Raw genomic sequence first — 14,254 nt, forward strand, 5'->3', positions numbered from 1 at the left:
GTCAAGGGGCCAATGACCAGTGGCGGGCGGTTGAGGGTGCTTCAATTCTCCAGGGCGGTGGGGTGGTCGGGTAGACCCGGGTACTGAGGACGCGACCGGAGCTGGTGAAGACCTCGACGACCGAGCCGTCGAGGAAGATCCGGGCGGCTGGGCGGTCTGACGTTGGGTCGAATGCGTCCGTCACCTGCATTCGTCCCTGGTGGGCGTGGGGGGCGAGGCTGGCCGAACTGCGGTCGACCGTGAGTGTGTTCGTCGCCGCGTCGAGCTCGATCTCGAGTCGCTCCTGGTCGCCGAACTGTACGACGACTCGTCCAGATCCGCCCGGGATCTCGATCTCGCACTGCGGGCTGGTCGAGGCGCCGTCAGCGGGTGATGCGGCGCCTGTGCGGAGGGTTTGGATAGTTGGGACTGGTGCACTCCGTAGTGAAGAGTCCGCACCAACCCAGACGACCCGGGGGAGTGAGATTGCCCCGGCCCATCCGTCGGTCCAGCCTGGCCTGTCGCGTCCTTCGGTCAGCCAGCCGAAGAGCAGAGGCCCGAATCGGCTGTCGCGCAGTGCCGAGGCCGCGTAGAAGTTGGTGCCGTGGTCGACACGGTGCGGGTTCGCCGGGGCGCTCACGTCGAACGACAGAACCTGGCCAGGACCTCCCTCTGGCGACCATGACGACACAACGGCCATTCGGCGTCCGTCGATGGTGAGCACCTGAGGGCATTCCCAGGCCGCCCCGGTGTCTTCGCCGGCTGCCTGGCTTCGAGGCAGCTCTGCGAATGCCCCTTCAGCGGTCCAGTCCTGCAGGTCGGTCGATCGGTACAGTGCGATGCCCGCGCCCCGACCGGCGTACCCGACACCGACAGCCATCCACCACGCGTTGTCCTCATGCCAGACGAACGGGTCCCGGAACATGATCGCCTGTTCGGACGGCAGCGGGTCGGGAATCGCCTGGTGGGGGCGTCCGAAGGTGTTGCCGCCATCGTCGGAGACAGCCGTGAGCACCGATTGGTAGGGAAGGCCTTCGACCCTTCCTGAGTAGAAGGCGCGGATTCGGTCGCCGTCTCGCACCGTGTTGCCGGACCAGCAGCCGTCACGATCCGGCCCGTCGGGCAGCGGAGCGATCGCCGGCCTGTGCAGGGCCCACCGCACGTAGTCGGAGGAGGTGGCGTGCCCCCATTCGACCGGTACGTCGAGGTCGAGCGTCGGGCGAGACTGAAAGTACAGGTGTACGTCGCTGCCCGACTCGATCGGGCCGTTCGGGTCGTTGATGAATCCGCGGGGTAGCCGGACGTGGAAGCGGGGGCGGAGGTGCGCCACAGCCGCGGCTGACCGGGGGGCGGACTGCGTTCGGGTCACCGTGATGCTCCTGTCGTGATGCCTGCGATGAAGTACCGCTGGGCGAAGATGAACAGCACTACGCTCGGCAGGATGGCGAGTACGACGCCGGCCAGCACCACCGAGATCGATCCGGTGCCGAGGTTTCCTTGCAGGCCGACCAGGCCGAGCGGCAGGGTGAAGTTGTCCTGGGTCTGCAGAAAGATCAGCGGCCGGTAGAACTCGGCCCAGAAGGCGGAGAAGTTCAGGATCGCGAGGGTGGCGATCGCCGGACCGGCCATCTTGGCGTACACCAGCAGGAACGTGTGGAAGTGGCCGGCGCCGTCGATCCGGGCCGCCTCCCCGAGCTCCTTGGGCATCTGCATGAAGTACTGCCGCATCAGGAACGTGCCGAACGCGCTGCCCAGCGCCGACACCACCAAGGACATCGGGCTGTCCGACAGGCCGAGGTACCGGATGATCACGAACACCGGGATGATGATCGTCTGCAGCGGCACCATCAGCGTCGCCAGGAAGATGCCGAAGATCACCGAGCGGCCGGGGAAGCTGACCATGGCGAACGCATAGCCGGACAGCGTGCACGTGATCGTCTGGCCGACCACGATCAGCCCGGTCACGATCACGCTGTTGAGGAAGAACCGGCCGATCGGGATCTGGTCGAAGACCGCGCTGTAGTTGGAGAAGTCCGGGTTCAACGGGATCCACTGCGGAGGGTTGCTGAACGCCTCGGCCGGCGTCCGGAGCGACGTGGTCACCGTCCAGAGCAACGGGCCGAGCGCGATCATCGCCGCGAGGATCAGCACCACGATGCCGGCGATCCGCCCGATCCGGCCGATCGTCGAAGTACTGTGCGTCGTGCTCATTGGTAGAACACCAACTTCCGTGCCGCGAGGAACTGCAACCCGGTGATGATCAGGATCGCCGCGAGCAGGACGATGGCGATCGCCGAGCCGTACCCGAACTGCAGGTCCTGGAACCCCTTCTGGTACATCGAGATCGTCACCGTCGTGGTCGACGACCCTGGCCCGCCCTTGGTCATGATGTACGGCTGGTCGAACAGCTGCATCGCGTTGATCAGGGCAACGACCGCGGCGAACAGAATCGTCGGGCTGATCAGCGGGATCTTGATCCGGAACAGGGTGCGCAAGGCTCCGGCGCCATCGATCTGTGCGGCTTCGAGGACGTCCGTGGGTACCGACATCAAGGCGGCGACGAAGAGGACGAAGGTAAACCCCGCCTGCTGCCACACCGTGATGAGCACGATGGTGGTGGCCGCGCCGAATCCACTGGTCAGCCAGGGGATGTTCGAGATCCCGATCAGCCCGAGATAGTAGTTGACGACACCGAACTTGTAGTCGAACAGGTAGCCCATGAAGATCGACACCGCGGCGGTCGACGCCAGCAACGGCAGGTAGAACGCGGTCCGGAAGAGGGTCCGGACCCCGACGAGCTTGCGCTGGTTCACCAGGACCGCCAGGCCGAGGCCGATGGTCAACTGGAGTACGACGATGGCGAGCGACATCCCGAGTGTCACGCCGAAGGACTTGAGCACCGGGCCGTCGTCGAACAACCGCTGGTAGTTCTTCAGTCCGACGAACTCCGGTGCCGAGATGACATCCCAGGAGAAGAACGACAAGGCCAGCGAAGCGACGATCGGGATGGCGGTGAACACCGCGACGAACAGGACGGACAGTCCGATCATCGCGAAGCCGAAGGGAGCTTCCCGGTGGGACAACGGATGTCCTCGAGGTTTCGTGATGGTGGCCTGCTGCACTTCTGCGGTGGCGGCGGACATCAGCTGGCTCCCGCGGCCTTCTCGAGGTCGGCCTGCAGGCCGTCGAGGGCCGCCCTGGCGTTGCCGGAGGAGATCGCCTGGGTGGTGCGTTGGTTGAGCGCGGTCGCGAGGGCGTTGTAGTACGGCGGAGCCGGGATCGGCGCGGTCTCGGGGTGCTTGGTCAGCGTGTCGTAGAACACCGACCAGTGCTGTGGGCCGGTCTTCGCGTACCGCTCGGCCGTCACCAGGGACTTGCGGCCGGGGGTCGTCACGTTTCCGGGGAAGACCAGGTCGAACGACTCGGGCTTCACCAGCAACTTCAGGACCTCCCAGGCGAGGTCCTTCTTCTTCGAGGACTTGAAGATCGCGTACCCGCCCGCACCGAACAGGTGCCGCTGGCTCTTCCACTTCGGGAACATCGTGACGTCGAAGCTGCCGTTCTTCATCCCCGCATTGGTCAGGCCGCCGGCCCAGAACCCGCCGCCGATCGACATGCCGATCCGGTTCGAGGCGAACAAGCCCTGCAGCGTGCCGCCGCCACCGACGTCGGGCGACGGCGAGAGGCTCTTCTTGGTCAGCTCGATCATGTACTCGAGAGCCTCGACGGTGCCCGCGGAGTTGGCGGTCGGGGCGCCCCACTTCCAGCCGCCCTGACGACCTGCCGCGGCCGGGTTACCGGCGTACGCCTTGCTCCACAGCCAGTCGCCGCCGTCGTACTTGCCCTCCTCGAGGAGGTTGGCGTCGTTGGCGTACATGAACGACGTCCAACTGCCCCAGAGGCGCACGACCCAGCCGAAGGCGTTGATGCCCTTGAACTTGGCGATCTTGGTCGCCGCCGCCTCGAAGTCGTCGAGCGTCCAGTCTTCGCTGGGCGGAGCGACGCCGGCACGCTGGAACAGCCCGGTGCTGTAGAACATGTTTCCGGCGTTGAAGCTGTCGGGCAGCTCCCACAGGTGGCCTTGGTACATCATCGACTCGACCAGCGCCGGGTGGATGTCGCTGAAGTAGCCCTTCAGAGCGTCCAGGTCCTTGGTGACGTAGTCGTCGAGCGGGACCGCGAGCTCCTTGGACGCCATCAGCTGAAGACCCTCGGTGGCGACGCTGATGATGTCCGGCGGGGTGCCGGCCGCGATCTGGGTCAGCACCTTGGCGAGGAAGTCGTTCCAGTCGGTGCCGTTGATGGCCGCGATCTCGAACGAGATGCCCGGGTCCAGCTTGCTGATCTGCGGTTGCAACCGTTTCTGCAGCTCGGTGGCCTGTGCCTGGTCGCCGAAGAACAGCATCTTCAGCTTCTTCGACGACGAGCCGTCGCTGCTGCTGCAGGCGGCCAGATCGGCCAGCCCCGCCAGCCCGAGGCCACCGGCCCCAGCCTTCAGCAAGGTACGGCGAGCGATCGAGCGACCGGGGGAATTGCTGCCTGTCATGGGTCTGCCTCCTTGACCGCTGAGTGGGCCGACGCTCCACCCAATACGTATTGACTGGGGAACGTAGCAGCGGTGTAGCGTGGGGTCAATACGTATTGGCCCGTCTTGTGATATTCAGTGGTGCGACCGCGGCGACGACGCCGCTCTCCGTGAAGGGGGATCATGGCGAAGCAGCCGGCCGGTCGGCCGAGGCGCATCACGATGACCGACGTCGCGCGCCGCGCGGGCGTGTCCCAGCCCACCGTCTCGTTCGTCCTGAACGACCGCCGCGACGTCTCGGTCGCCGAGGAGACCAGGCGCCGGGTGCTCGAGGCCGCTGCCGAACTGGACTTCGTGCCCAACCGGGCCGCCCAGTTGCTGCGGTCGAACCGGTCGTTCACCGTCGGCGTGGTGACGAACGGGATCGTCTCGCAGCCGTACGCCGGTCTGATCGTGCTCGGCCTCCAGCAGGTCGTTCAGCCCGCCGGTTATGTGTGCATGGTCGTCGACACGACGGGAGACCCGGACCAGGGTGACGGGGCAGTCGCGAGTCTGGTGGCGCAGGGCGTCGCGGCGATCATGTACGCCTCGCTGTCGCCCGAGCCGCTGCACCGGAGCCCGCGCCTCGACGGGACCCGGACGATCTTCGTCAACTGCTGGCCGGAGGAGGGCTCGGCCGACACTGTCCTGCTCGCCGACGAGTACGGCGGCGGTCGAGCGGCGGCGGCATCGGTGTTCACCCGGGGACATCGCGAGGTGGCCTTCCTGGGCGGTCCGCGGAACGACTACGCCTGCAAGGAACGCCGACGTGGTTTCGCCGACGCTGCCCGGGAGGCCGGTCTGCGTCCGGCCGACCTGGTGCATCGGTTCGGCGACTACTCGATCGGGTCGGGCTACGATCTCGCGTCCGAGGTGGTGATCGAGCACGGCCCGACCGCCCTGGTCTGCGGAAACGACCGGATGGCGATCGGAGCGCTGATGGCGCTGCACTCCTTGGGGCTGGACTGCCCGCGGGACGTCAGCGTCGTCGGCTTCGACGATCAGCCCGATGTCGCGGACCAGGTCCGCCCGCGGCTGACCACCGCCGCGTTGCCCCACCTGATGCTCGGCCGCCGGGCAGGGGAACTGCTGCTCGCAGATCCCGATGGCGCGCCCGACCGGGTCGTCGTCGACTGTGAACTGATCGAACGGGAGTCGGTGGGCGACCCGCCACGGCGTCGCCGCCGGCCGCGCCCAGGTCCGGAGGCAGGGCGCCGCCCATGAGTGACAACGCCCTCCATTGGCGTCCTGCGAGTGGTTATGTCGGTGACGTCATCCCCTTCAGCCATGCCGGTCGAATCTGGCTGTTCTACCTGTTGGACGAGCGTCCGGACGACCCGACAGCGGGCCCGAGCGGGATGCCGTGGGCCCTGGTGTCGACTACCGACTTCGTGCACTACACCGACCATGGCGTCGTACTGCCGGGCGGAGACAGGGACGCCGTCGACTTCGACTGCTACACCGGGAGCGTGATCGCCGACGGCGACCAGTTGCACCTGTTCTACACGGGCCACAACCCACGCCGCGGTACGCCGGATGGCGCCTTCCAGGTTGTGTGCCACGCGACCAGTGACGGTGATCCGACGCAGTGGAAGAAGCAGCCCGAACACACCTTTGGTGCGCCGCCGGGATACCTGCCTCAGGACTGGCGAGATCCCTTCGTGTTCCGGTCGGCCCCCAATGAGCCGTGGCAGATGGTGCTGGCGGCGCGGCACGCCAATGGTCTGGATCGGCGTTCCGGTGTCGTCGCCCGGCTGACCTCGCGGGACCTGGAGCGCTGGACGCTCGCGGAGCCGCTGTGGGAGCCACACCGCTTCATCACCCAGGAATGTCCTGACGTCTTCGAGTGGGGAGGCTGGTGGTACCTGGTGTACTCCGAGTTCAGCGATGCGTTCCAGACGCGCTACCGCGTAGCCCGCCGGCCGGACGGCCCGTGGCAGGCTCGGAGTCGCGACACCGTCGACGGGCGTGCGTTCTATGCGACCAAGTCGGTCGCCCATCAGGGGCGGCGCTTCTTCGTCGGCTGGATCCCCACGAAACAAGGGGAATCCGACGCGGGCGCGTGGCAATGGGCCGGAGGGCTCGCGGTCCTGGAGGCGCGTCAGGAGGACGACGGCAGCCTCGCCTTCGCGCTGCCGGCGGAGATCGTCGAGGCACACCCCGACAAGCGTCCGGTGTCTCTGAAACCGCTCGACGGCGCGGCTTCCGAACCCGGCCAGGGGGCGGCCGATCGGTATGCTGCGTGGATCGGCGACAGGTTGCCCGATCGATGCCTGGTCGAGCTCACTGTCGACGTCGCCGCGGACACGCAGGCGTTCGGACTCCTCCTGCATTCCAGCGCAGACGGAGAGGAGGCCGCCGTGATCAGGATCGAACCTCAACGAGAGCGGATCGTGTTCGACCGCTGGCCACGCGGGCGCACCGGCCCGGCGCAGTGGCAGGCCGACGGCGATGTCCCCCACGCGGTCGAACTGGAGCGCCCCTGCCCACTCCCACCCGGCCGCCACACCGTCCAAGTCCTCCTCGACGGAACGACCGGCCAAGTCGTCGTCGACCACCGAGTCGCCATGAGCTTCCGCCTGTACGACCACAGACACGGCCACCTGGCCCTGTTCGTCACCGACGGCGCCATCGCCCCCCTCAACCTAACCGCAGCCCCGCGCCACCCGAGCTGACCCCAGAAGCCTGCCCAGTCCAAGGACTCCTGGCCGTACGTCGACGACCAGGCCCTCATCGACGACCGACGAAACCTGAAGCTGCTCGAGGCCACCGCCTTCGACGACGGCGTGGTCCTACTGCGGCTACGAGTTCTGACGAGGCGAGAAGTCCACACCTACAAGGGGTCGGTGGACGTCGAGGCTGCTGGGTCGGCCAACCTCCGCTCCTCTGACTGCTGTCCGCCGGCTACCACTGTGCGGCTAGCGGTCGCGGCCGTCGGCCTCGAGGAGACGGAGCCAGATTTCGCTGATGGTCGGATAGGCGGGGACCGCATGCCAGAGGCGGTTCAGCGGGACCTCGCCGGTGATGGCGATCGTGGCAGCGTGCAGCAGTTCGGCGACATCGGGCCCGACCGCGGTGAAGCCGATCAGGATGTTGCGGTCCTCGTCGATGATCATGCGGGCCTGGCCGCGGTAGCCGTCCGCATGCAGCGCTGCGCCGGCGACCGCCCCGAGGTCGTGGTCAACGACCCGGATGCCAATGCCGGCCGCCGATGCGGCCTCTGCGGACAGACCGACGGCGGCGACTTCGGGATCGGTGAAGATCACCTGCGTGATGGCGCGTTCGTCGGCGGTGACCGCATGGCGTCCCCACGCACTCAGGTCGAGCGTCTCGCCGTGGGCTCGCGCGGCGATCGCGTCGCCCAGGGCGCGGGCTTGGTACTTGCCGTGATGGGTGAGCAGGGCTCGCTTGTTCACATCCCCCGCGGCGTACAGCCAGCCTCCGTCGACCGGCTTGCCGTCGTCGTCGACGACAGCGAGGGCGTCGTCGACGTCCAGCCAGTCTCCGGGGGTGAGACCGAGATGGTCCAGGCCGAGGTCCTTGGTGTTCGGTGTGCGTCCGGTGGCGACGAGGACTTCGTCGGCGGCCACGGTCGTGCCGTCGGAGATGGTGAGGTGCACGGTGCCGGAGTTGTCCCGTCGGGCCTCGGTGGCGTCGACGTCCAGGTGGACTACGACACCGGCCGTCCGGAGAGCAGCGGCTACATGGTCACTGGCGAAGCGCTCCACCCCGGGAAGGAGCCTGGTCTGGGAGATGAGTGTCACCTGCGAGCCGAGAGCGTTGAACGCGGTGGCCATTTCGGATCCGACGACCCCGCCGCCGATGATCGCCAATCGATCGGGAATGGTCCGAGCGGACGAGGCTTCCCGGCTGGTCCACGGTGCCACGTCATCCAGTCCTCGAATGGGCGGCATCCGGGCGCTGCTGCCAGTGGCGATCACGACCGCATGGCGCGCCTGCAGCACCGTGGTCGTGCCATCAGGGTCGGTGATCGTGACGGTCCGGGTGCCGGTGATGCGTCCGTGCCCGCGGACCAGGGTGATCCCTGCGTGGTTCAGCCACTCGACCTGGCCGGTGTCGCTCCAGTCCGACGCGAATCGGTCACGCCGGCCCAGCACCGCGGCCACATCCAGGTCGCCGCTCACTGCCTGGCCGGCGGCCGGCAGCGCGCGAGCAGCGCGTACCGCGGCTGCGTCGCGGAGCAGTGCTTTGGTCGGCATGCAGGCCCAGTAGGAGCATTCCCCGCCGACGAGTTCGCGCTCCACGATCGCCGCACTCAGGCCGCCCTGCACCGCCCGATCGGCAACATTCTCACCGACCGGGCCGGCGCCGATGATCACCACATCGACGGTGACCTCTTGGCTCGTGTTCGTCATGTCAATTCGCCTTGGCTGCGCGGCGCTGCAGACGGATCGCCGAGATCAGGAAGAAGACGCCGCCCAGCGTCGCGTACCCGGCGATGGCGGTGACCGACGCGTTCTCCCCGCCGGCCTGCAGGATGAAGCTGGTCCCGGCGAGGGTGGAGATTCCGCCGCTGAGGATCATCGCCCACTGGCCACCGAGCCGGTAGCGCAAGATCGCGACGATCAATTGGACGACGCCCGCGGTGATCGCCCAAACGCCCCACACCCGCAGGACATCGGGAATGCCGGAGGTGACGGCGACGGCCAACCCAATGGCGGCGACCAGACTCAGCGCCATGTTGATGTACAGCGGCACTCTCGGACGTGCGGCACCCGAGGAGCGGAGGTCGATCACGGCCGCGGCGACGTCGAACAGCGGGTAGATCACCAACAGGACGATGCTCGCCGGATTGAGCGTTGAAGCGGTCAGGGCAAGCAGACCCGCCCAGATGACGGCGAATCCGAAGCGGACGTAGTACAGCTTCCGCAGCCCTTCGGTGGTGCTGGTGGCATCAGGCACAGTGCCGGTGTCGATGGAGCTGGACATCAGGTCCCTTTCTCGATGAATGAAGCGGTGGATGATCCCGCCCGGTGTCACCTGGCTGCCGGCCCTCCCAGCACGCACGGGACGATGCCTGGCGCGGCTTCGGAGGAGTCGAACTCGACGGGACGGCGAGACCGAATTGGTAGACAGAACGATCGGTACACCTGATCGTGCAGGAGGCCGATGGCGATGTCAAGACCGACCGTTCTGTCTGCTAGTCTCGACGCAGTACTTCGAGAGATGGGGAGGCGGATGTCGGAAGCACGATCCCGGCTGCTCAACACGGCTAGTGAACTCTTCTACGCCGAAGGCCTGCACGCCGTCGGCATCGACCGCGTCATCGCTGCCGCACCGGTGACGCGCGCCACGCTGTACCGGCATTTCCCGAGCAAGGACGACCTCGTCGTCGCCTACCTGACCCAAGCCGACGAGGCAATCCGCGCACGCGTGGATGCCGCGCGGACTCAGGACGCATCCCCCGACGACATCGTTCGAACTGTCGGTCGGTCCATCGCCAACGACATTCAGAGCCCAGGCTTCCGGGGCTGCGCGTTCCTCAACGCCGCCGCCGAGTACCCCGACCCGACCCATCCGGTCCACCAGGCGGTCCTCAGGCACCGACAGTGGTTTCTGGCCACGATCACCGAGCTCTTCTCAGACACCGGAAAACCCGACCCAGAACCCGCCGCGCGGCACTTCATCATGCTGCGAGACGGCGCCATGGCCGCCGGCTGCCTGACCGATCCGAAACCCGTCAGCGAGACATTCCTCCGCGGGATCGAAGGACTCCTCAAGTACCGCAGCCGTCTGCAACCAGACTTCTAGAATCCCGCCGGACTCGGCGTTACCTGATCCTGTCTCGGACGCGCTGGCAGTATCGCCCGCGAACCTTGCAGCCGGTCCGACCGCAACGGTTCGGACACGGAAGCGCGCCGCTTCTTGGCGGGCCGTAGCGTCGACCGCGACGCTCAGGTCGTGCGGACAGTCCACGGGCAGCGGCTGCTCAGCGGCGCGCTGTTGGTTGGGACCCTCGGGTGCACGGCGCTCGGGTGCACGACGTCGACGCCCGAACCCCAGGCGTCGCAGCCGGGGCCACCGCAGCAAGCGTCGCCGCAGCCGGGTTCACCGCAGTCGCCGACCACGCACGCAGGCGGGGTCATTGCCTTCGTCTCCGATCGTGAGGGCACCGACGCGCTCTACCTGATGCAGGCAGACGGCTCGAATGTGCGGCGGCTGACCAAGGAACTGCCGCCGGTCTCGCACCCGGCCTGGTCGGCGGACGGGCGACGCCTGGCGTTCAACGCGGGGTCGCCCAGCGCGAGCGACATCTACCTGATCTCCCCAGACGGTACGGGATTGACCCAGATCACCCGCGACGCGGCCGCGAACTTCTACCCGAGTTGGTCGCCGGACGGACGACGACTGGCCTTCAGCTCCAACAGGGACGGCGACTGGGACATCTTCGTACTGGACGTCGACGGCTCGAACGTCCGGCAGTTGGTGAACTCGCCCGGGCTGGACGACAAGCCGCAATGGTCGCCGGACGGATCGCGGATCGGCTTCGCAACCACGCGCAGCGGCGCGCCCGAGCTCCGCGCGGTCGACCCGGACACCGGCGTCGAACAGCCGCTCCTCCCGCAGCCGGTCCGCGGCATCAACCCGGCCTGGACCGTCGACGGCTCGCAGTTGGCGTACAACGTCGTGACGCCGGCCGGCTTCGACATCGCGGTCATGGCCGCGGACGGGACCGGACAGCGCTCTGTCGTCGCCGAGTCGGCGTCAGAGGAACGGCCAAGATGGTCGCCGAACGGCCGATCGCTCGCGTACTACTCCGACGCAGCGGGCTCGTGGGACGTCTACGTCGTTGATGTCGAGACCGGTGCAAGCCGGGCTCTGACCCGAGCACCCGGCTTCGACGGCCAGCCAGCCTGGCAACCAACCGGCAACCCGGCGACCCCCAGTTCGTCATAGCCGGCATGCAACCGTGAACTCGTCGAGACACCCAGCGACTCCGCCGGCAACCTCTCTCACGCGCTCGGCGCCGGTGCGCCGATGCTCAGCGGTACCGGTCGAGGAACGTGGTGAGTTCCGCGAGGTACTGCGGGCGGTTGTCGCGGCGCACCGAATGGCCGGCACCGGCGATGTGTACCGCCCGGAACTCGCCGGCCGCCGCTCGGGCGCAGCGCTCGGCGTACTCGGTGGAGATCAGAGAGCCGCGTTCAGTGTCCCCGTGGATCAGCACGACCGGGCACGTTATCGCGGCCAGCAGGTCGGTCAGCGGGTCCGCTTCGTGGAACGGCAGATCGAACAGATGCGGGTTGAGTTGCGCCTTCGACACGGCCCAGGGCTCGAGCTCGTCATCGGGCCAGTCGGGGTCCTCGGATCGGCCCCGCGCGATCCGTGCCGGCAGATCGAGTACTCGGAGGTCCGCGAGCCAACTCGGCACGGACCACGAATGGTCCTGTTGGCCGGCAGGCGGCTGTCCGGTCGGCGGGTCCTCCAGCACAACCGCGCGGACCAGGTCCGGCCTCGACGCGGCCAGGTAGGCGGCCGACATCGCGCCCATCGAGTGGCCGACCACGACCACCCCGCCGTCACGGGGCTGGCTCGACTGCACGAGGGCGGCATCGTCGCGGTGTGCGGCATAGCGGAGAGGTTCCTCTGGCAGCCCGGACTCGCCGTGCCCGCGCGCATCGATCGCGAGAGCCCGAATCCCAGGCATCGCGCCGATCAGTGGCTCCCAGCACTGCGCAGAGTCTGAGAAGCCGTGCAGGAAGGCGACCTCGGCCGCCGCCTCATCGGTCCGGTACCACGCCAGATGGGCCGTCCTGCCTCGCACGCCGAACATGGTTGCGGACAATAGCGCAAACACGCGCGCACCCAGGCTGTGGGTCACTACTGGTTCCTGCTGTAGATCCTGCCTAGCATCCAGTTGTGGCGGCTGTTGATGACCCCAAGGGGACCGGCGCGCAGGAGTGGCTGCCGTTGGACGTGACGGGCGACGCCAGGTACTCGGAGGAGCGGGATCGGGTTCGCGCCACGCTGAAGCATTTGCAGGCATACGACGGGGGCATGCTGTGGGATGCGTCGACGTCGACGCTGACGATCCAGATGACGACGGAGGACGCCCTTCAGCAAGCGCGGCTCCTGCTGCTGGTCACGAGCCCAACGTGGTTGCGCGTGATGTTCGTGCAGGTTCAGTACTCCGCTCTGGAGTTGGGGGAACTCGCCGCCCGAATCCTCGAGCATCAGACCGCCTGGGCCGGCGCCTCGGGCATCGGCGGCGGCGTCGACTACCGCGCGAACCGGCTGCAGTTGCTGGTCGACCGCAACCACGAACACGCCAACACTCTGATCCAAGCCATCAACCACTTGAACGATCCGAGAATCACCCTCGACCTCTACACGTCCACCGGACCCGAGCCCCGATCCCGCTGAATGAGTGGTCCGAGGTCCCCATTCCCTGTCCGAGGTCATCGCGCGTCGTACGAACTGGTGCGGGTTGAACTCCGGCCGCGGCGTTGGGCCGGGGTCACCCGGGGCGCGCGACCCAGCTCACCTCGGCCGCGGCGAACCCAGTGCCCGGGTACGCCGCTGCCGAGTCACTTGAGCATGGGCTCAAGGGCGATCGTCAGGCCGATCATGGGCTTGCCGATATCTCTGCCGCCATCGGCAAAGATCATCGCGGCCGCGAGCTTCTTCGCCGGGACCACGACCAGCAGGCTGGTGTGGTCGGGATTGTCACCGAAATGACCGTACGCCGCGCCGATCGCGAGCTCATCCGGGTACAACTCCGTGCCCAGCCCGTAGGGCGCGTCACCCTTGGTCGTCATCTGGCTGACCAGGTCAGGCGGGAGCACGCGGCCGCCGTACAGTTGGTACCCCCAGCGCGCGATCGTTGGCGCGTCGGCTGCGAGCCCACCCGCCGCCGCCATCGCGCTCGCCAACGCGCGGCACGGTAGGTAGCCGTCCGGCGCGCCGCAGGAGTCGTTGTCGTCCACAGCCACCGGCGGCTGCGGCTTCTCCCCGTCCTGGAACGCGGCGTGTTCGAGCCCAGCCGGTGTGGCCAGATCGCGACGGAGTACGCCGGCGAGCGGCTGACTGGTCACCTTCTCTATCAGCAGGCCCAGCAGCTCATAGCTGGCGTTGCTGTAACCGGAGTCTTTGCCTGGCGCTCCGATCTTCGCGGTGTGGTACGACAGCGCCTGTTCGCGCGTCCAATGCTTGCCCGGCGCCGCTGCGACCGCCTTGTCCAGCTCGCGGTAGTCGTCGTCCCCGAAGTCGGGAACACCCGACGTCATCGACAGATGCTGACGGACGGTCGCGTTGTTCGCGGTCAGCTTGTGCTGCACGTACGTCGAGATCGGCTTGTCCAGGGCGACCTTGCCGGCCTTGCCGAGCAGCATCGCCTCGGCCGCGACGAACGTTTTCATGATGCTCGCGGCAGCCATACTCGTGTCCGGACGCAACGCCGTACCCTTGACGTCCGTTCCGGCCGCTCCTGACCACGTCCAGCGATCGGTGACCACCGCAGCTGTCACACCCCGCGAACCTGTTGGGACGTCGGGGGACGCGGCCGCCACGTCGACAACTGCCTGCAAAACCTTGGCTTTTTCCGGGTCGAGTGTCGCCGTCCCCGGCTCCGGGAATGCCTGCATCGTGGCAGGCGTGCTCGGTGCGGCTGCCGGTTTCTCTCCCCCACCAGAACATCCCACCAGCGCAATCACCAGGAGGGCGGCTGCGCTCCACCTCATCCTTCGATGA

Annotated in this window: 13 protein-coding genes; 5 read left to right on the top strand and 8 right to left on the bottom strand. The window is 67.5% G+C overall.

What is annotated here, in order from left to right; all coding sequences use genetic code 11:
* Position 1: 1 nt before the first annotated feature.
* The 4 genes from ACGFIF_RS17030 to ACGFIF_RS17045 are packed head-to-tail and all read right to left on the bottom strand — an operon-like array spanning position 2 to position 4,525.
* A complete protein-coding gene (locus ACGFIF_RS17030; protein WP_393155405.1) occupies positions 2–1,348 on the bottom strand; it encodes a glycoside hydrolase family 32 protein in 1,347 nt (448 codons plus the stop codon).
* Positions 1,345–2,190: a carbohydrate ABC transporter permease gene (locus ACGFIF_RS17035; RefSeq protein WP_393155407.1), complete on the bottom strand. Its 846-nt coding sequence runs from the start codon at positions 2,188–2,190 to the stop codon at positions 1,345–1,347. The genes ACGFIF_RS17030 and ACGFIF_RS17035 overlap by 4 nt, the downstream gene beginning before the upstream one ends.
* Positions 2,187–3,122, bottom strand: a complete 936-nt coding sequence (locus ACGFIF_RS17040) for a carbohydrate ABC transporter permease (protein WP_393155409.1) — start codon at positions 3,120–3,122, stop codon at positions 2,187–2,189. Before ACGFIF_RS17040 ends, ACGFIF_RS17035 begins: the two co-directional genes overlap by 4 nt.
* A complete protein-coding gene (locus ACGFIF_RS17045; protein ID WP_393155410.1) occupies positions 3,122–4,525 on the bottom strand; it encodes an ABC transporter substrate-binding protein in 1,404 nt (467 codons plus the stop codon). The genes ACGFIF_RS17040 and ACGFIF_RS17045 overlap by 1 nt, the downstream gene beginning before the upstream one ends.
* Positions 4,526–4,687: 162 nt before the next feature.
* On the opposite strand from ACGFIF_RS17045, the gene ACGFIF_RS17050 reads away from it, so the two are divergent.
* The gene (locus ACGFIF_RS17050; RefSeq protein ID WP_393155411.1) at positions 4,688–5,767 is read left to right on the top strand and encodes a LacI family DNA-binding transcriptional regulator; all 1,080 of its coding nucleotides are present in this window, start codon (positions 4,688–4,690) and stop codon (positions 5,765–5,767) included.
* Positions 5,764–7,218 carry a GH32 C-terminal domain-containing protein gene (locus ACGFIF_RS17055; protein WP_393155413.1) on the top strand — a complete coding sequence of 485 codons (1,455 nt, stop codon included), beginning with the start codon at positions 5,764–5,766 and terminating at the stop codon, positions 7,216–7,218. Before ACGFIF_RS17050 ends, ACGFIF_RS17055 begins: the two co-directional genes overlap by 4 nt.
* A gap of 243 nt (positions 7,219–7,461) precedes the next feature.
* Here the strand turns inward: ACGFIF_RS17055 and ACGFIF_RS17060 are convergent, their stop codons facing one another.
* Complete coding sequence (locus ACGFIF_RS17060; protein ID WP_393155414.1) at positions 7,462–8,919, bottom strand: dihydrolipoyl dehydrogenase family protein; 1,458 nt, start codon at positions 8,917–8,919, stop codon at positions 7,462–7,464.
* A gap of 1 nt (position 8,920) precedes the next feature.
* Complete coding sequence (locus tag ACGFIF_RS17065; RefSeq protein ID WP_393155415.1) at positions 8,921–9,493, bottom strand: hypothetical protein; 573 nt, start codon at positions 9,491–9,493, stop codon at positions 8,921–8,923.
* 249 nt (positions 9,494–9,742) lie between these two features.
* Here ACGFIF_RS17065 and ACGFIF_RS17070 point away from each other — a divergent pair, with 249 nt between their 5' ends.
* Together ACGFIF_RS17070 and ACGFIF_RS17075 are read left to right on the top strand one after the other, a co-directional pair.
* Positions 9,743–10,315 (top strand): TetR/AcrR family transcriptional regulator, encoded by a 573-nt coding sequence (locus ACGFIF_RS17070; RefSeq protein WP_393155417.1) that lies wholly within the window; start codon positions 9,743–9,745, stop codon positions 10,313–10,315.
* A gap of 150 nt (positions 10,316–10,465) precedes the next feature.
* On the top strand, positions 10,466–11,461 hold the full coding sequence (locus ACGFIF_RS17075) for a TolB family protein (protein WP_393155418.1): 996 nt from the start codon (positions 10,466–10,468) through the stop codon (positions 11,459–11,461).
* 85 nt (positions 11,462–11,546) lie between these two features.
* Here the strand turns inward: ACGFIF_RS17075 and ACGFIF_RS17080 are convergent, their stop codons facing one another.
* The gene (locus tag ACGFIF_RS17080) at positions 11,547–12,338 is read right to left on the bottom strand and encodes an alpha/beta fold hydrolase (protein ID WP_393155420.1); all 792 of its coding nucleotides are present in this window, start codon (positions 12,336–12,338) and stop codon (positions 11,547–11,549) included.
* Positions 12,339–12,424: 86 nt separating this feature from the next.
* Here ACGFIF_RS17080 and ACGFIF_RS17085 point away from each other — a divergent pair, with 86 nt between their 5' ends.
* A complete protein-coding gene (locus ACGFIF_RS17085) occupies positions 12,425–12,928 on the top strand; it encodes a hypothetical protein (RefSeq protein WP_393155422.1) in 504 nt (167 codons plus the stop codon).
* A gap of 164 nt (positions 12,929–13,092) precedes the next feature.
* Here ACGFIF_RS17085 and ACGFIF_RS17090 read toward each other — a convergent pair whose 3' ends face one another.
* Positions 13,093–14,244, bottom strand: coding sequence for a serine hydrolase domain-containing protein (locus ACGFIF_RS17090; protein WP_393155423.1), 1,152 nt, complete (start codon positions 14,242–14,244; stop codon positions 13,093–13,095).
* Positions 14,245–14,254 lie beyond the last annotated feature (10 nt).

Source organism: Kribbella sp. NPDC049174, from assembly GCF_043197365.1.
Classification (GTDB): Bacteria; Actinomycetota; Actinomycetes; order Propionibacteriales; family Kribbellaceae; genus Kribbella.